The sequence below is a fragment of the Stenotrophomonas sp. UBA7606 genome (assembly GCF_002477705.1).
GTDB lineage: Bacteria > Pseudomonadota > Gammaproteobacteria > Xanthomonadales > Xanthomonadaceae > Stenotrophomonas.
The window spans coordinates 23,261-40,114 of record NZ_DLJW01000109.1 but is presented as its reverse complement, the minus strand read 5'-3'; the positions used below and the strand labels follow the sequence as shown (position 1 = coordinate 40,114).

Sequence of the window (16,854 nt, the reverse complement as noted above, 5' to 3'; positions counted from 1 at the left end):
GCGAACATGCCGAACACCACGCCGCCGATGATGACGTTGTGGAAGTGGGCGATCAGGAACAGCGAGTTGTGCAGCACGAAGTCGATGGCCGGGATCGCCAGCATCACGCCGGTCATGCCGCCAATGACGAAGGTGATCATGAAGCCGATCGTCCACAGCACCGGCGAGGTGAAGTGCACGCGGCCACGGTACATCGTGAACAACCAGTTGAAGATCTTCACGCCGGTCGGGATCGAGATGATCATCGTCGTGATGCCGAAGAAGGCATTGACGTTGGCACCCGAGCCCATGGTGAAGAAGTGGTGCAGCCACACCAGGAACGACAGCACGCCGATCGCACAGGTGGCGTAGACCATGCCCTTGTAGCCGAACAGGGTCTTGCGCGAGAACGTGGCGATCACTTCGGAGAACACACCAAATGCCGGCAGCACCAGGATGTAGACCTCGGGGTGACCCCAGATCCAGATCAGGTTGATGTACAGCATGGCGTTGCCGCCACCATCATTGGTGAAGAAGTGCGTGCCCAGGTAACGGTCCAGGGTCAGCAGCACCAGGGTGATGGTCAGCACCGGGAAGGCAGCGATGATCAGCAGGTTGGTGACCAGCGCGGTCCAGCTGAACACCGGCATCTGCATCAGCTTCATGCCCGGGGTACGCATCTTCAGGATGGTAATGAAGAAGTTGATACCGCTCAGCGTGGTACCCAGGCCGGAGACCTGCAGGGCCCAGATGTAGTAGTCCATACCGACGCTTGGACTGTATTCCAACCCCGACAAGGGCGGGAACGCCAGCCAACCGGTCGCGGCGAACTCACCGATCCACAGCGAGATCATCATCAGGCCGCAGCCTGCGACGAACAGCCAGAAGCTCAGCGAGTTCAGGAACGGGAAGGCAACGTCGCGGGCACCGATCTGCAGCGGCACCACCAGGTTCATCAGACCGGTGATCAGCGGCATGGCCACGAAGAAGATCATGATCACGCCGTGGGCGGTGAAGATCTGGTCGTAGTGGTGCGGCGGCAGGTAGCCTTCGGCACCGCCGGCGGCAACGGCCTGCTGGGCACGCATCATGATGGCGTCGGAGAAGCCGCGCAGCAGCATCACGAACGCCACGATCAGGTACATCGCACCGATCTTCTTATGGTCCACCGAGGTGAACCATTCCTTCCACAGGTAGCCCCACAGCTTGAACTTGGTGACCGCCGCCAGCACGGCGATGCCACCAAGGATCGCGCCGATGAGCGTGGTCAGCACGATCGGATCGTGCGGCAGTGAATCCAGAGAGAGTTTTCCAAGCATCGTCATTCTCCCGAGGGGCCGTGGCCGGCATGTGCGGCTTCGGGCTGCTCGTTTGCAGTGTGACCGGCGTGGCCGTCAGCCTCGGCGGCAGCAGGAGCAGCGGCGTCATGGCCTTCGTGGCCCATGGCTGCGTGATCCATGCCTTCATGGCCCATCGCGGCCGGGTCCATGCCCTCGTGGGACATCGCCTTGCCGTCATGCTTCATGCCGTAGTGGTGGTTCTCACCGGCATGCTTGGCCATGATCGCGTCGAACAGACCGGCTTCGGTGCTGCCGTAATAGGTCACCGGGTGCCAGTCATGGTTGCGCTCGGCGCTCAGTTCGGTGAATGCCTTCTGGTCCATGACCTTGGCATCGCCGCGCACCTTGGCCAACCAGGCCTGGTATTCCTCGTTGCTCACCGCATGGGCGGTGAAGTGCATCTTGCTGAAGCCGGCACCGCTGTAATGCGAGGAACGGCCCTCATAGCTGCCGGCCTCGTTGGCGATCAGGTGCAGCTTGGTTTCCATGCCGGCCATCGAGTAGATCATGCTGCCCAGATGCGGGATGAAGAACGCATTCATCACGGTATCGGCGGTCAGCTTGAAGTTCAGCGGGGCATCAACCGGGAAGGTCAGTTCGTTGACCACGGCGATGTTTTCTTCCGGGTAGACGAACAGCCACTTCCAGTCCAGCGAGATCGCTTCGATCACCACCGGCTTGGTATCGGATTCCAGCGGCTTGTACGGATCCAGCGCATGCGAAGAGCGCCAGGTCAGTACCGCCAGGACCAGGATGATCATGCACGGGATCGACCAGACCACCACTTCGATGGCGGTGGAGTGAGACCAGTTGGGCTCGTAACGGGCCTTGGTGTTGGAAGCGCGGTACTTCCACGCGAACACCAGCGTCATGATGATCACCGGAATCACCACCAGCAGCATCAGCACCGTACAGGTGATCAGCAGCGTGAGCTCATCCCGGGCGATCTGGCCCTTCGGGTCAAACAGGGCCCAGTCGCAGCCCGTCATCAGGACGGCCATCGCGACAATGAGGCCCGGGCGCAACAAGCGCCCAAGAGTTTTCAACGGAATCATCGGTCGATCCAATTGCGGTGGGGTACTGCCCCCTGTAGCCCTGCCAACCGCTTGCGCGGAAGGCCGCATCCGGATTGCCCGGCGGCGGCAGCTGAACAGGGAGCTACAGGTCAGCCCCGTGATTTTAGGCTTCACACACCACTTAAGAAAGCCATTGACAATGATTTCGCGCAGCAAAAGCGCCCCCCGGTGTGCGACATGTTGTCGCACCTGCGACCCGCTGTCGCAGGCTCGCCCGACCCGCATCCGGCGGCAGGCGGCGCAGGTACCGCGGCCAGATCAGCGCGTTCACCCCGCATTGACACGCGGCTGACGCCGGCCATTTCACATCAAACGGGCAACATCTCCGCCATCAAGGCCGCCGGATCTGCCTAACGGATCTCCCCAGCGGCGCTACCTGTCCGCTTCCAGTGACTTCGTCACATAGCAGGTCCCCGCTTCGGACGGAATGCAAACGCTGCCCGGCGGCTGCAGAAATCCATTTATGGAGGTGAACCGGCAGATAACATCGAATATAGGAGACTGAAAATGTCACATGCCTTGGTCCGGTGCCAGGAGAGCCAATGAGACCCAGTAAGTTCCCATCGATACCCGCAACCCCGGCGCCCGCATCGCCCCGGTTACTGCAGGCGGCAGGTCCGCTTGGTGTACTGATGATTTCCCTGCTGACAGCGACAGGATGTTCCGCCATGAGTGACGTCGACACCCCCTCCCCCTCGTTCCGTTTCCAGCAGTCGGCTGCGGATGCAAGAACGCAACTGGCGCAGTGGGCGCCGATCGGGGCATCACTTGCAGACGCAACCCACGCGCTTTCCGCGCAGGGTTTTACCTGCACCCCGACCGAGCCATCGGCGCAGGACCTGCAATCTTCCACCCTGTGCATCACCGCAACGCCGGTCGAGTCCACACCCGCGCAGCGCACCACTGCCCCACCCACGCCGGTCAACTGGTTTGTCACGCTCGATTCCAGGGACGGCAGCAGCGTCAGCGCTGTACAGGTTGCACGCACGCCCAGGGACATAGGAGGCTGAGATGCCGGACGGCAATGCAAAGATCATCGTGGGCACCAGCCCCGTCGCTGCCGACCGACGGCATGCCTACCTGCTTTTCGAGCATTCCGACGGCCGCCAGTTTGTGGTGCGTGGCGGCCCGGATGCCAACCCCGAGGGCAGCGCCATCGGCAACCTGGCGGGCAGCACGTTGCTGGGGTCGGACAATTACGGAAACATCCGTGTCGATGCCGGCCCCTACGTCCCCCCGTACCAGGCGGTTTACCAGAAGCAAGCCGATGGCTCGCTCCAACCGATACCGCGCGAAGGTGCCAACCTGGAGGATGCCAGGCTGGTGAAGGGCGCGGATGGTGAGCCGCTGGTGCGTACCGAAACCGCGCCGGACTGGCCACGCCCCAACGAAACCCACGAACACCGCACGGTATGGCAAGGCACCGATGCGCAGCTGGAGCAGAAGCTGCAAGCTGCGCTCAAGGCAGGCCAGCAGATCAACGATGCCCAGCTCGAATACTCGCCCCTGGCCAACAACAGCAACGGCGTCGCCAGCACCTTGTTGAGGGCTGCCGACGTCACACCTGCGCTCCCCCTGGGCAAGGACGGCAAGCCCGTCACCGCACCAAACTTCGGCGAGAACCTGTACCAGGATGTCGGTATCGGCTCCTATCGCAGCGGCTACTGGTTTGACGGCAAGCAGTGGCACGACAACGACGATCACAAGATACAGCCGCCGAAATCCGGCGAAGCCACCGTGCCGCTGGATCCCGACGAAAAGAGCAGATCAGGGTCCGGTTCGTTCCATAGCAGCATCGACCCGCCGCGTGATGCGCAGCCTACGCAGACTGCGTTCAGCACCGGCGACCCGGAGCTGGACAAGCTGGCCGCCGCAGCTTTCGCCAACGACGAGGCAGGCCTCTCGCAAGCCGCGGCGCAGATTGCGCAATCACAGCAGGTCCAGGCGTTGGCCGCAGAGGGACATCGGCAACTGGCCAACCAGCAGCAGGAACAAGCCAGGCAGCCGCAGGCCCCGGCCATGGGTGCTTGATGCGCCCCCACTGGTAAAGGATTACCCATGTCCAACGACCCGGAACTCACCAACCTTTTAAGCGCGCTGCAGAACACCGTAAAACTGCAGGCCGCCTTGATGGCCAAGTTCGAACAGCGCGAAGAGCGCATGCAGGCGAGTTTCGAGCAACGCATGCAGACGCTGCAGACCGAGCTTGTCCAGCTTCATCAGAAGGTGGGCGGCATTGTCGGCAACGCCAGCTCGCAGATCGCCGAGGATGCCAGGAGCGCAGTGGGGCCGGTTGCCGCACAGTATGAGCGCGACATATCCGCAGCCACTGCCCGCGCCAGCAGAAGCGCCTGGCTGTGGCTGGCCACGGGTATCAGCACGATCCTGCTCGCCATTCTGGCCTGCTGGGCTGTCATGGGCTATTACCGACGCGAGCTCGCGTCGGTGCAGGAAGCGCTCAACCGCTATGACGACGCCATTCCGGTGCTGCAGGCGTACTACGCCTCCGACGCCGTGTTGTGCGGGGGTCGGGTATGCGTGAACGTGGACCCCAACGGCCAGCATGCAGGGGACAAGCGCCAATACCGCCAGGCAAAACCACGCGAGTAAAAGAACCGGGGGCAGCCTCATGACAGAGCATTCCCGGTACGAGCAGGCCCTGTGCTTGGGTGCATGGTGTTCGCAGCATGTGATGGACTACGCGGCTGCAACGTCGTTGAGCACCACTGCCAAGCCGTCCATACGTCAGGAAGTGATTCGAACAGCCCTCGCGTGCCACACGAGGCACCGCTCGACACCGCCGTGGAAGCCGTGACAGGAAATTTCATTGCATTCATAAGCGCCCTACGGTCCGGGTCAGACGTGGAGCGCAGACGATTCTTGGCAGCCATGCGTCTACCACCGGAAGCATTGAACGAGGCCCAGTATTTCACCAAGGAAGTGGATACCAGGCATTCGCCCAGCAGGCCAACAATACCGGCGGAGCGTAGCTGGTCAGTTTTGCCGAGAATGCAGAGTACCCACAGGCAAAGTCCGTGAGTTCGATCGAGGCGAGCATGTATCCGGAGCATTGAAGTCCCGGTACCCGAATGGCTGCCCTTGAAGCCAGCGCGAGGATCGCCCGCCCCCATCCGGGATGCCGCCCACAGAAAAGTCCCGCACAAGGCGGGCCTGATCTGGTGCCGGAAATAGGAATCGAACCTACGACCTACGCATTACGAATGCGCCGCTCTACCAACTGAGCTATTCCGGCGTGGCCGCGAAGTGTAATGGAAGCCGCCAGCGACGGTCAATCCGCGCCCGCCTGGCCCTGATTGCAGCACGCGCAGCCAATGCACGCTCAAACCTCAGCCCCCCATCCGGGCCCCGAGTCTCAATCCCACACTTGCCCCACCCGCTGCGCTGCCGCCAGCCGGTACGCCTCCAGCCGGGCGCGCAGCATGGGGTCTCCGGCAAAGGCGATACCGGTCGGCAGCAGGCTGGGGTCGAATACGCGTTTGCGCTGCGCGGCCTGCTGCCGGGCCACGCGCTCCAGCCACAGGTGCCCCAAGGCCACCGATGGCAGGGCAGGATCCCACGCCAGACTGATGTCGGCAGGGTCCAGGTTGGCCGGGGCCTGGGTGAACACCAGTGCAAAGCCCACCCGCTCCCTGGCCAGCTCGGCACGCAGGCGGCGGTCCAGGTAATCCGCCGTGGGTGGCAGGCCCAGCTGCGGGTGTGGCTTGAGCGTGCGCAGCACCAGCCGGCCGATGCGCGTATGCCCGTCCGCTGCGGTCAACCGGTACGGGTGCAGGAAGTGGTAGTTGAGCGCGCTGAAGCTGGCACTGCGCGCCGCCTGCCGCAGGTACTCGAAGCGCTGCGCGGCTTCAGGCAGGGCCTGCAGCAACGGGTGCGGCGCCGCCATCGCCCGCAGGAAGGCCAGGAACTCATCCGGCGTACGCGCGGGATAGCCCTCCAGCGAGTGCCCCACCAGCACCATGGCCGCACGGGCGCCGATACGCAGGGCAAGCCCGCGTGGTTCGGCCGCCGGGCTGCGCTGGTCGAGCTGGGGATCAGCGCCGCTGCTGGAAAGCCGGGCCAGCACGGGCTGCTCCAGCCCGCCCAGCACACCGGCCATGCTGTACTGCGCGGCCAGCGCAGTGGCCTGGAAGTGCCCCTCCACCAGCAGGCCGCGCGCGTGGTTGAGCCGCGCGCCCGGTGCGGGCCGTTTATTGCCCTGCAAGGCACCCAACAACAGATTTGCCTGCCCTGTGACCACGCTGCACCTCCGCACGGGCACTGCGCCCGCCAAGCTGCCACACCCCGCCCGCTCAGGGGCCCGCCGAGCCAGGTTGCAAGGCGATGTGCTTGTACTCGACGAAGTCCTCAAGCGCCGCCAGCCCATTCAAGCGCCCAAGACCGGATTGCTTGAACCCGCCTTCCTCGGTGCCATCGAACACCCGCGCCCAGTCGTTCACCCATACCGAGCCGGCATCCAATCCCTCGGCCACCCGCAATGCCTTGGCCAGGTCGCGGGTCCATACGCCTGCAGCCAAGCCGTAGGCGGTGCTGTTGGCCAGGCGTACCGCCTCGGCTTCGTCACTGAAGCGCTGCAGGGTCAGCACTGGCCCAAACACCTCCTGCTGCACGATCTCCAGCAGGTTGTCGCTCACTTCCAGCAACGCCGGCTGGAAGAAAGCGCCCTTTGCCAACGTGCCATATTTGATCGCACCACCGCGCACGATGGCCTTGGCGCCAGCGCGTAGCGCGGTCTCCACCATCAGTTCGACACGCTCGACATTGGCCCGGTCAATCAACGGCCCCATGTCGCTGGTGGGATCGCTGGCCGGGCCGAGTTTGACCCGCCGCAGGCGCTCGGCGATCGAATCGCGTACCTGTGCATACACGCCGTCCTGCACCAGCAGGCGCGAGCCCGTCATGCAGAACTGCCCGGCAAACACGGTCAAGGCCTTTTCCAGTACCGGCAGGGTCAGGCCCAGGTCAGCGTCATCAAAGACGATCATCGGCGTCTTGCCACCCAACTCCATGCCAAAACGCTTCAGGTTGCTGGCACCGGCGGCGGCGATGGTGCGGCCGGTGCGGGTAGCACCGGTAAAACTGACCACCGGTACATGCGAGGTGTTGACCAGATAGCTCGAGCCATCAGCACCACTTTCGAAGAACAGGTTGATGACGCCATGCGGCAGATCCTCGGCCTCGCCCATGATGCGGGCCATCATGCTGGCGGTCTGCGCAACCTGCGCGGGCAACTTGATCACCGTGGTGCAGCCCGCCGCCAACGCAGGCGCCAGCGAGCGGATGGTAAGCACCACCGGCGAGTTCCAGGGTGCGATCACCGCCGCAACGCCCATCGGCTGGCGCAGGATCATCGACAACCGGCCCGGCTTTGGACGCAATGCCCTGCCCGCCTCCATCAATGCCGCCGCGCCGTAGTAGCGCAGCTTGCTGGGCACCATGTCCAGCTCGAACACGGCCTCACGTTTGATCTTGCCATTCTCCAGCGACAGCACCTCCAGCAGGCCCTCACGGTTGCGCTCGAACGCTGCCGCCAACTGCTCCAGCACCCGCGCGCGCAGTTCATGGTCGCGCGCCCACGGCGTGGTGATGAACGCCTTCGAGGCCGCCGCCACCCCCGCCATCGCCGCGTTGAGTCCGTTTTCAGGATAGTTGCCGATCACCTGGTAAGTGGCCGGATCGATGGAGTCGTGCAGCGGCCCTTCAAAGCGCGGCACACCATTTATCCAGTTCGCCGCGCGCCGCAACGTGGTGACTGCAGTGCTTGATCTGTTCATGGCCGTTCCTCTTTGCTTTCCTCGGCAGTCACCCCCGTGCCGGGCCTGCCGGACACCCGCAGTAACCAATCAATGGAGCGCTGGACCAATGGCGCTGTGATGTTCACCACCACCGGCACGATCACCGCCGTCGATACCAGCAGCCGCAGTGGCAACGGCCAATGGGCAAGCTGCCGCCCGAACAAGGCGAGGAAAAGGAGCACGCACGGATACACCGCCAACCATGCCTGCAGGGTCTTCCTGGCATTGAACAAGTGCCAGCCGCGGTTGGCCATGTCAGGCATCCCGCAACCATTGGCTGACGCGCTCGGCCAACATGATCACAGTAGGGTTGGTGGCCACGCAGGGCACATCGGGAAAGCAGGACGCATCCGCCACCCGCAGGCCCTCGATGCCGCGCACCCGCCCCTGGTAGTCGGTGACCGCATGCGGATCATCGTCACCGCCCATCGGGGCCGTCGAAGTGGGATGGTGGTAGATATCCAGTGCCAATGGCAGCGCCGCTTCCAGCGTATGCCGGCCGACCAGCATGGCACCTGGCACCAGTTCTTCGGCGATCATCCGTGCCAATGGTCCCTTGCTGGCAATCCGCCGGATGATCTCGATGCCTTCCGCCATCAGGCGGCGGTCCTCGGCCTCCCCCAGCAGGTTGAGGGCGATCCGGGGTGCATCGGCTGGCGCGCGCGAACGCAGGCGCACGCAGCCACGCGAACGTGGCCGGGTCAGCGCGAGCGCCAGTACAAAAACGGCCCCCGTCGGCGAGCTTTCCGGGTCACCGTAGTGCACAGCCGACACATGCAGATCACCTTCACCTGCATTGGCCATGGACGACTGCGTCCACAGGATGGCGCCGACCGGCGGCACCGGCAGCCCCAACTCGGTGGGCCGGGCCGCCCAGGTGGTGTAGTAGAACGGATGCTCCTGCAGGCGCTGCCCCACCGGCAGGTCGGCGACAACATCGATACCCAGGGCCTGCAGGTCCTGCGCCGGGCCGATTCCCGAACGCAGCAGGATGGCCGGGGTGCCATAGGCACCGGCACTGAGCACGATCTGGTCGCCGGCAATACGTTCGCCGCTTGCGAGCACCACCGCCGTTGCTCGGCCGTTGTTGGTTTCTACCCTGTCCACCAGGGTCTGGCTGCGTATCTGCAGGTTGGGCCGCTGCCTTACCTGCAACGAAAGATAGGTCATGCCGGTGTTCAAGCGCTGGCCCATGCGGTTGTTCATCGGGTAGGGCCCCACGCCGAAGGGCTGCACACCATTGAAATCCCGCACGCGTGCAAACCCGGCCAACTCAGCCGAAGCGATGAAGGCCCGTTGCATGTCCGACACTTCGTCTTCCTGCAACTGGTGGATCGGCCACGGCCCCGCGCGTCCATGCCAGGCATCGTCACCAAACAGGGTACGCTCGCTCTTGCGGAAGAACGGCAGCACATCCTGCGGCGTCCAATGCGGCAGACCGGCACGGGTCCATCGAGCGAAATCACCTGCCGGCGCGCGCATGGCGACCCCGGCGTTTACTGCCGAGCAGCCGCCCAGCACCTTGCCGCGCGGCACCGCCACACTCACGTCCTGCCAACCCGGCTCGGATGCGAAGCCCCAATCATGGGCCGCATCGCCACCGATGATGTTCTGCAGGCGGACGGCATCGGGATAGGCGTCGGGGGGGTAGCTGGGACCTGCCTCGATCAACAACACGCGCCGGTAAGCGTCCTCACTCAGCCTGCTTGCCAGCACCGCACCCGCCGAACCACCGCCCACGATCACCACGTCATGGGACGGCGCCGCCTCCTCGGTGAAAGGTGCAGCGCTGTTGCGCAGCGCGCGGTGCACTGTACCCCAAGAATAATGTTGGCCTGCCATGGAAAATGCCTCCATCCGCGATGTCCCTGATGCCGCTGTGCCGCCACGCCATGCGAGCTGCGATGCGGTCAGGGCGACGCAATCATCGTCGGCCAATCGGCACACGCGCGGAACCACCGTCATGCTCGGGATAGTCCGGAAACAATGTCCGCAACCCTGTCGTCGCTGGAGTCACTCAATGGCCTGCTGGCGTTCGCCACTGCGGTGGAAGCCGGCAGTTTTTCAGCAGCGGGCCGTCGCCTGGGCTTGTCGGCGTCTGCTGTGGGCAAAGCAGTCGACCGGCTGGAACTGCGCCTTGGCATGCGGGTGCTGAACCGCACAACCCGTGCACTGGCCCTCACCGGCGAGGGCGAAGTGTTGTACCAGCACGTCACCAAGGTGTTGAAGGACCTGCAGGACGCAGAGCGCGAGATGCGCCTGCAGGAGACCACGCCGCGCGGACGCCTGAAGGTCAGCGTACCCACCTTGCTGGGGCGTCGCTTCGTACTGCCAGCGCTGCTCGACTTCCACGCGCTCTATCCCGAGGTGATGATCAACATCAGCCTGGACAGCGGCCGCGTCGATCTGGTCGAGGAAGGCTATGACCTGGCACTGTGGCCCGGCGAGCTGGAGGATTCCGGCCTGCAGGCGCGCCGCCTGGGACCGATGCAGCTCACCACCTGCGCGGCCCCCCGCTACCTTGCCAAACACAGTCCGCCACAACGGCCGGCTGATCTGGCGCAGCACTGCTGCATCCAGTACCGGCAAACCCACAACGCGCGACTGGAAGCCTGGAAATTCAACGACGGGGTACTCAGCGTCAAGCCAGCGTCGGTAGTCAGCCTGAACGACGGGGAGGCGCTGGTAGTCACCGCCGTGGCCGGCTGGGGCATCCTGCAGGCACCGGAATACATGGTGCGCGAGGACATCCAGGCCGGTCGCCTGCAGCCACTGCTGCAGGATCATGCCTGGCAGAACGGCAGCATCTCGCTGGTGTGGCCGGCGCATGCCTCGCGTTCACCGCGCGTGCGGGTGTTCATCGATTTCATTTCCGAGCGTCTGATCAACCAGCTCTACCCTGCCCCGGCGGTTGCTTGACGCACCGCAGTGCCAACAAGCAGAACGGCGGGGCACCAGGCCCCGCCGCTGCGGTTGACGCTTGGCCTGCGCGCAGCGCCAAGCACCGCGCCGCTGCCATCAGGCGCCAGCCATCCACTTCAGCATCAGGCCGGTCATGTAGGCGATCACCGTGCCGGTGGCATAACCCACCGTGCCCAGCAGCACACCTACCGGTGCCAGCGTGGGATGGAAGGCAGCGGCCACCACTGGCGCAGATGCGGCCGCGCCGATATTGCCCTGGGAACCGATGGCGAAGAAGAACAGCGGCGTACGCAGCAGCCGACCCACCACGTACAGCAGGCCGATATGCACGCCCATCCAGATCACGCCCAGCAGGAACAGCCAGGGACGATCGGCCAGCGACAGCAGATCCATCTGCATGCCAATGCAGGCAATCAGGAAGTACAGGAACAAGGTGCCGATCTTGGATGCACCAGCCGCCTCCAGGTTGCGCGCACGGGTAAAGCTCAACAGCAGCCCGGAGATGGTGGACAGCATCACCACCCATACGAAGGCCGAATCCAGCGAGGCGCGGCTGGCCCAGCTGACGTTCGCACCAAACCAGGCGGCCAGCGGTGTCGCCAACGCATGTGCCAGGCCGACCACGCCCAGGCCGACGCCGACGATCACCATCAGGTCGGTCAGGCTGGGGTTGCGCGCGCTCCTGGCTTCGTATTCGGCGATGCGGCGTTTCATGTCGTCGATGGCGGAGGTATCAGCACCGCTCTTGACATCGATCGCCTGCGAGCGGCCGGCCAGCCACAACAGCACCGCCATCCACAGGCTGGCGCAGGCCACGTCGACCACCGCGATCTGACCGAAGGTGGTGGCATCGACGTTGAAGGTCTCACGCATGGCGGCCATGTTGGCGCCGCCACCGATCCAACTGCCGGCCAATGCCGCCATGCCCGCCCAGGTATCGCCGGCCACGGTTTCCGGATGGATGAACTTCATCACCTGGAACGACACCGCAGCGCCCAGCACGATGCCGACGGTGCCGGTGACGAACATCACCAGCAGCTTGGGGCCCAGCCGGGCGATGCCTTTGAGGTCGATGGAGAGGGTGAGCAGCACCAGCGCCGCAGGCAACAGCACGTCGCGGGCAATCGGGTTGTAGAGCTTGGTGCCGTGGCCGTCGATCAGGCCGGTGGTGTTGTAGATGGCCGGGATGAAGTAGCACAGCAGCAGTGCCGGCACCCAGGCGAACACCTTCTTCCAGAAAGGCGTGGGGCCACTGGCCAGCCAGAAGATCAGGGCCAGGGTGGCAGCAATCAGGCCGAGGCCGACGATGTCGTTGGTGATGAGGGCGGTACTGGGTTCGGTCGGCATAAGGCCTGTTCCTGTCGATCGAAGGTAAATAAAAACGCCACGTTGGTGACGTGGCGTGGGAGGGTGGAGCCTAGCATGGTGGTGGACAGCGGGTCTTGTTCAGCGAGAGCAGCGCTGCGCGCCTTCCCCCTCTCCCCAACCCCTCTCCCGCAAGGGGAGAGGGGCTACAGCTGCAATTGCTGGCAATGCTTGCGCTCGCAGTGCTTCAAAGCCCCTCTCCCCTTGCGGGGTGAAAGGCGCAGCTTGCGAACCAAAGGTTCGCTGCGCCTTGAACGCCCTTGCGCCAGCGCAAGGGCTGGGGCGCGGAGCGGGGGAAGCGCGCAGCGCGCTGGGGATCACCCCGCCCCAGCCATCGCCCGCAAGGTAATCCCGACCACATAGGCCGCACCCGTACCCACCGCATAGCCCAAGGTGCCCAACAACACGCCTACCGGCGCCAAGGCCGGATGGAAGGCGGTCGCCAATACGGGCGCTGAGGCCGGGCCACCGATATTGCTCTGCGAGGCGATGGCGAAATAGAAGAACGGCACCTTCAGCAGCTTGCCGGCCAGCCACAGCAGCACGATGTGCACGCCGATCCACAGCACGCCCAGCGCGAACAGCCAGGGCTTTTCCAGCAAGGCCAATAGATCCATCTGCATGCCGATGCAGGCGATCAGGAAGTACAGGAACATCGAGCCCCACTTCGACGCGCCGACGCCCTCCAGCTCGCGGGCGCGGGTAAAGCTCAAGCCAAGACCAATGAAGGTGGCCAGCAACACCACCCAAACAAAAGGCTTGTCCATGCTCACCGAGCTGGACCAGCTGACATTGGCGGCAAACCAGTTGGCCAACGGACCGGCCAGGCCGTGCGACAGCGCCACCGCGCCAAACGCGATGCCGGCCATCACCATCAGGTCGCCCAGTGCAGGAATACGCGCATGTTGCGCCTGGTAGTTGGCAACCCGGTCGCGCAGGTCATCCAGTGCCGTGGTGTCGGCACCGCTGCGCTTATCCATGGCCGGCGCACGCGAGGCGAAGAAGATCAGCACCGCCATCCACACATAGCCCACGCCCACGTCCACCACCGCGAACTGGCCGAAGGTGGTGGCGTCGACGTCGAAGATTTCCTTCATCGCCAGCATGTTGGCACCGCCACCGATCCAGCTGCCGGCCAGCGCCGCCATGCCGCCCCAGGTGCTACCTGCCACGGTCTCCGGATGCAGCCAGGCCATCAGCTGGAAGGCCACCACCGCACCCAGCATGATGCTCAGCACCGCCGCCACGTACATGGCCAGCATCTTCCAGCCCAGGCCGAGGATGCCCTTCAGGTCGATGGACAGCGTCAACAACACCAGCGCGGCTGGCAGGAACACATCGCGCGCGATCGGGTTGTAGAGCTTGGTGGTTTCACCATCGATCAGGCCGAAGGTGTTGTACACACCCGGTATGAAGTAGCACAGCAACAACGCCGGCACGAAGCTGTAGAACTTCTTCAGCAGCGGGTTGCTGCTGCCCGACGTCCAGAAAATACCCCCCAGCGTGGCGGCGATCAGGCCGAACACGATGATGTCATTGCAGATGAGTGCGCCTGTTGCGGCTGCCATCATCGTCTATCCCCTTGATGCGTGTATGTGGGCAAACCCCTTGCCCATGGATGGAACCTGCAGACACACCGCACCGGAACGGAGACAGCACTTGCGCAGGACGGAACATACTGGCGCATCCGTCGCCGCTCGCCAGCCCTCCAGGCCGGAGTCAAACACGTCCACAAGCGCCAGCGCTCAGCCGCCCCCGGCTCAGAGCCCGGTGACGATCGCCGCACGCTGCCTGGCGTATTCCTCATTGCTGATGAGGCCTTGTGCACGCAATTCTTCCAGCTGCTGCAGGCGCTTCTGCGCGCTTGCCACCGGGCTGCCAGGGGCCTTGGACGAGCGCTTGGCGAACCAGACGATCAGGCCAACCAGGCTGGCAGCAACGGCGAACAGAAACAGCAGGATCAACCAGTGCCAGATACTGAACATTCCCATTGCGCATTCTCCTTTGCGATCATCGCAACGAGGGAGGGCCAGTAATGCACTCCCCGCTGCAAAGAAGGGCGCGCCAATGGCACGCCCTTCCTTACCTGCTTACTGGCCGATGTGCTGCTTCAACCAGCCATTGACCGTGTCATGCCACTGCACGCTGTTGTGCGGCTTCAGCACCCAGTGGTTTTCGTCCGGGAAGTACAGGAACTTGGACTCGATGCCCTGCCGCTGCAGCGCGGTGAAGGTGGCCAGGCCCTGCTCCACCGGAATGCGGTAGTCCAACTGGCCCTGCACCACCAGCATCGGCTTCTTCCAGTTGGCGACGTGGTTGACCGGGTTGAACTTCTCGTAGTTCTGCGGCACGGCGTACGGGGTGCCGCCCTGCTCCCACTCGGTGAACCACAGCTCTTCGGTGGCATAGCCCATGGCGCGCTGGTCGAACACACCGTCGTGGTTCACCAGGCACTTCCACGGCTCGTTCCAGTTGCCGGCGATCCAGTTGACCATGAAGCCGCCGTAGCTGGCGCCCAGCGCACAGGCCTTGTCGCCGTTGAGGAAGCTGTACTTCTGCTGCGCCGCCGCCCAGCCCTTCTGCAGGTCTTCCAGCGGGCGGTCGCCCCAATGCTGGCTGATCGCGTCGGTGAAGGCCTGGCCGTAACCGGTGGAGCCGTGGAAGTCGATCATCACCACCGCGTAGCCCTGACCGGCATAGGTCTGCGGGTTCCAGCGGTAGCTCCAGCCATTGCCGAAGCTGCCCTGCGGGCCACCGTGGATCAGGAACGCCACCGGGTACTTCTTGCCTTCCTGGTAGTTGTGCGGCTTGACCACGTAGCCGTGCACGGTCTCGTCGTTCCAGCCCTTGAACGAGAACTGCTCGAAGTCACCGAAGTTCACGCCCTCGAGCATTTCGCCGGCGCTCTGGGTGATGGCGCGTTGCGGTGCACCGGCAGCGGTGCTGCTGGTGAACACCTGGTCGCCGCTCTTCAGCGAATTACGGGTGAAGGCCAGCGCATCACCGGCGATATCGAAGGAGGAGATGCTGCCCTCGCCCACCAGCTTGGTCGGCTCGCCGCTGGCGATGTTCACTGCGAACAGCGGATGTTCGCCCATGTCCTGCGCGGTGGTGTAGATGGTCTGGCCATCGGCCGACAAGGTGATGCCATCGGCCGAACGGTCCCACTGCGCGGCGATCTCATTGACCTTGCCGCTGGCCAGGTCCATCGCCATCAGGCCGAAGCGGTCGGCCTCGAAGCCCGGGCGCTTCATCGCGCGGTAGAACAGGGTCTTGCCGTCGGCGCTGAACACCGGGCCGGCGTCCCACGCGGGGTTGGCAGCGGTCAGGTTGACCGGTGCCTGCTTGCCGGCAGCGTCGAGCTTGTACAGGTCGAAGTTGGTCGACCACGGCTCCTGCTTGCCCTGCACGCGGATGCTGGCCACGACGGTCTTGCCATCCGGCGACCAGACGAAGTCTTCATTGCCGCCGAACGGCTTGGACGGTGCATCACCGGCCAGCGTCGCGCTGATCGCCGATGCGCCCTTCACCGCCGCCGCACCAGCGGCCGGCAGCGGCGCCACGAACAAGGTATTGCGGCGGCCGTCAGCCCAGGTATCCCAGTGGCGCACGAACATGCTGTCGTAGACCTGGCCGCTGCTCTTGCTGGCCTTGTCCTTGTCCAGGCGCTTGCTGGTGCAGTCCAGGTCCGAGCCGCAGTCCTGGAACACGCCGGCGCTGAACAGCACGCGGTCGCCCTGCGGCGAGATGCGGTAGCTGTCCACGTCCAGGGCGAAGTCGGTGAGCTGGCGCGGCTCGCCGCCGGCCAGCGGCATCACGTACAGCTGCTGGCTGCCGTTCTTGGCGCTGAGGAAGTAGACGTTCTGGCCCTCGATCGAGGCCGAATTGACGTTCCAGCCAGCCGGGGTCAGCTGCTTCGGCGGTGCCATGTCGCGGGTGCGCAGGTCGCGGATCCACAGGCTGTTGCTGGCCTTGAGGTCGGCATCGACGATGCGCTTGGCAAACACCACCTGCGCGCCATTGGCGCTGAGCAACGGCGCGGAGGCGCGGTCCAGCTTGACCATGTCGCGGACTTCAAAACCGCGCGCACTGACCAGCGACGGCAAGGCGGCCAGCAGGCACAGCGGCAACAGGGCGTGACGAAGCTTCATGGGCAACTCCCAGGCAAAGACAAACCCCGATGTTAGGCGTCCAGCCTGCCCCACTGCAAAGGCTTGAAGTCATGGCCCGGCAACCGCCGCAAACAGCAAAGCCGCCCAAGGGGGCTTTGCTTTGAGCCCCCTCCCTTTGGCCGCAGGCCAAGGGGAGGGTTGGGGAGGGGTGCTCTGGCTCTAAAGCTTCAAACCCACAGCCAAGTTG

Annotated in this window: 14 protein-coding genes and 1 tRNA gene; 4 read left to right on the top strand and 11 right to left on the bottom strand. The window is 64.4% G+C overall.

What is annotated here, in order from left to right; translation table 11 throughout:
• Together B2527_RS13645 and cyoA are read right to left on the bottom strand one after the other, a co-directional pair.
• The coding region (locus tag B2527_RS13645) for a cbb3-type cytochrome c oxidase subunit I (protein ID WP_293714370.1) at positions 1–1,298 on the bottom strand (1,298 nt) is incomplete at its 3' end.
• 2 nt (positions 1,299–1,300) lie between these two features.
• Positions 1,301–2,374 carry a ubiquinol oxidase subunit II gene (gene cyoA / locus B2527_RS13640; RefSeq protein ID WP_293714369.1) on the bottom strand — a complete coding sequence of 358 codons (1,074 nt, stop codon included), beginning with the start codon at positions 2,372–2,374 and terminating at the stop codon, positions 1,301–1,303.
• A gap of 689 nt (positions 2,375–3,063) precedes the next feature.
• Between cyoA and B2527_RS13635 the strand changes: the two genes are divergently transcribed.
• From B2527_RS13635 to B2527_RS13625, 3 genes are read left to right on the top strand one after another with little or no spacing between them, the layout of a single operon-like run.
• Positions 3,064–3,405: a hypothetical protein gene (locus B2527_RS13635; protein WP_293714367.1), complete on the top strand. Its 342-nt coding sequence runs from the start codon at positions 3,064–3,066 to the stop codon at positions 3,403–3,405.
• A 1-nt stretch (position 3,406) separates the two neighbouring features.
• Positions 3,407–4,426 carry a hypothetical protein gene (locus B2527_RS13630; RefSeq protein WP_293714366.1) on the top strand — a complete coding sequence of 340 codons (1,020 nt, stop codon included), beginning with the start codon at positions 3,407–3,409 and terminating at the stop codon, positions 4,424–4,426.
• A gap of 27 nt (positions 4,427–4,453) precedes the next feature.
• A complete protein-coding gene (locus B2527_RS13625) occupies positions 4,454–5,005 on the top strand; it encodes a hypothetical protein (RefSeq protein ID WP_293714364.1) in 552 nt (183 codons plus the stop codon).
• A gap of 567 nt (positions 5,006–5,572) precedes the next feature.
• On the opposite strand, the gene B2527_RS13620 is transcribed toward B2527_RS13625, so the two are convergent.
• From B2527_RS13620 to B2527_RS13600, 5 genes are all read right to left on the bottom strand, one after another.
• Positions 5,573–5,648, bottom strand: a tRNA-Thr gene (locus B2527_RS13620).
• Between the two features lie 120 nt (positions 5,649–5,768).
• Positions 5,769–6,653 (bottom strand): catalase, encoded by an 885-nt coding sequence (locus B2527_RS13615; protein ID WP_293714362.1) that lies wholly within the window; start codon positions 6,651–6,653, stop codon positions 5,769–5,771.
• A 52-nt stretch (positions 6,654–6,705) separates the two neighbouring features.
• Positions 6,706–8,187, bottom strand: a complete 1,482-nt coding sequence (locus B2527_RS13610) for an aldehyde dehydrogenase family protein (protein WP_293714360.1) — start codon at positions 8,185–8,187, stop codon at positions 6,706–6,708.
• Positions 8,184–8,462 carry a hypothetical protein gene (locus tag B2527_RS13605; RefSeq protein ID WP_293714358.1) on the bottom strand — a complete coding sequence of 93 codons (279 nt, stop codon included), beginning with the start codon at positions 8,460–8,462 and terminating at the stop codon, positions 8,184–8,186. Before B2527_RS13605 ends, B2527_RS13610 begins: the two co-directional genes overlap by 4 nt.
• A 1-nt stretch (position 8,463) precedes the next feature.
• A complete protein-coding gene (locus tag B2527_RS13600) occupies positions 8,464–10,050 on the bottom strand; it encodes a GMC family oxidoreductase (RefSeq protein ID WP_293714356.1) in 1,587 nt (528 codons plus the stop codon).
• 144 nt (positions 10,051–10,194) lie between these two features.
• Here B2527_RS13600 and B2527_RS13595 point away from each other — a divergent pair, with 144 nt between their 5' ends.
• Complete coding sequence (locus B2527_RS13595) at positions 10,195–11,127, top strand: LysR family transcriptional regulator (RefSeq protein WP_293714354.1); 933 nt, start codon at positions 10,195–10,197, stop codon at positions 11,125–11,127.
• A 99-nt stretch (positions 11,128–11,226) separates the two neighbouring features.
• Here B2527_RS13595 and B2527_RS13590 read toward each other — a convergent pair whose 3' ends face one another.
• From B2527_RS13590 to B2527_RS13575, 4 genes are all read right to left on the bottom strand, one after another.
• Positions 11,227–12,477, bottom strand: a complete 1,251-nt coding sequence (locus B2527_RS13590; protein ID WP_293714352.1) for a DUF819 domain-containing protein — start codon at positions 12,475–12,477, stop codon at positions 11,227–11,229.
• A 335-nt stretch (positions 12,478–12,812) separates the two neighbouring features.
• Positions 12,813–14,063 (bottom strand): DUF819 domain-containing protein, encoded by a 1,251-nt coding sequence (locus tag B2527_RS13585; protein WP_293714351.1) that lies wholly within the window; start codon positions 14,061–14,063, stop codon positions 12,813–12,815.
• A gap of 192 nt (positions 14,064–14,255) precedes the next feature.
• Positions 14,256–14,486, bottom strand: a complete 231-nt coding sequence (locus B2527_RS13580; protein ID WP_293714350.1) for an SHOCT domain-containing protein — start codon at positions 14,484–14,486, stop codon at positions 14,256–14,258.
• A 99-nt stretch (positions 14,487–14,585) separates the two neighbouring features.
• Positions 14,586–16,646: an alpha/beta hydrolase family protein gene (locus B2527_RS13575; RefSeq protein WP_293714349.1), complete on the bottom strand. Its 2,061-nt coding sequence runs from the start codon at positions 16,644–16,646 to the stop codon at positions 14,586–14,588.
• Positions 16,647–16,854: the final 208 nt, after the last annotated feature.

Bases quoted from the DNA above. Each gene is read 5' to 3' on its own strand.
- B2527_RS13630 (WP_293714366.1), top strand. From the start codon at position 3,407: ATGCCGGACGGCAATGCAAAGATCATCGTGGGCACCAGCCCCGTCGCT.
- B2527_RS13600 (WP_293714356.1), bottom strand. From the start codon at position 10,050: ATGGCAGGCCAACATTATTCTTGGGGTACAGTGCACCGCGCGCTGCGC.
- B2527_RS13580 (WP_293714350.1), bottom strand. From the start codon at position 14,486: ATGGGAATGTTCAGTATCTGGCACTGGTTGATCCTGCTGTTTCTGTTC.
- B2527_RS13585 (WP_293714351.1), bottom strand. From the start codon at position 14,063: ATGGCAGCCGCAACAGGCGCACTCATCTGCAATGACATCATCGTGTTC.
- B2527_RS13595 (WP_293714354.1), top strand. From the start codon at position 10,195: ATGTCCGCAACCCTGTCGTCGCTGGAGTCACTCAATGGCCTGCTGGCG.
- B2527_RS13610 (WP_293714360.1), bottom strand. From the start codon at position 8,187: ATGAACAGATCAAGCACTGCAGTCACCACGTTGCGGCGCGCGGCGAAC.
- B2527_RS13635 (WP_293714367.1), top strand. From the start codon at position 3,064: ATGAGTGACGTCGACACCCCCTCCCCCTCGTTCCGTTTCCAGCAGTCG.
- cyoA (WP_293714369.1), bottom strand. From the start codon at position 2,374: ATGATTCCGTTGAAAACTCTTGGGCGCTTGTTGCGCCCGGGCCTCATT.
- B2527_RS13575 (WP_293714349.1), bottom strand. From the start codon at position 16,646: ATGAAGCTTCGTCACGCCCTGTTGCCGCTGTGCCTGCTGGCCGCCTTG.
- B2527_RS13605 (WP_293714358.1), bottom strand. From the start codon at position 8,462: ATGGCCAACCGCGGCTGGCACTTGTTCAATGCCAGGAAGACCCTGCAG.
- B2527_RS13590 (WP_293714352.1), bottom strand. From the start codon at position 12,477: ATGCCGACCGAACCCAGTACCGCCCTCATCACCAACGACATCGTCGGC.
- B2527_RS13625 (WP_293714364.1), top strand. From the start codon at position 4,454: ATGTCCAACGACCCGGAACTCACCAACCTTTTAAGCGCGCTGCAGAAC.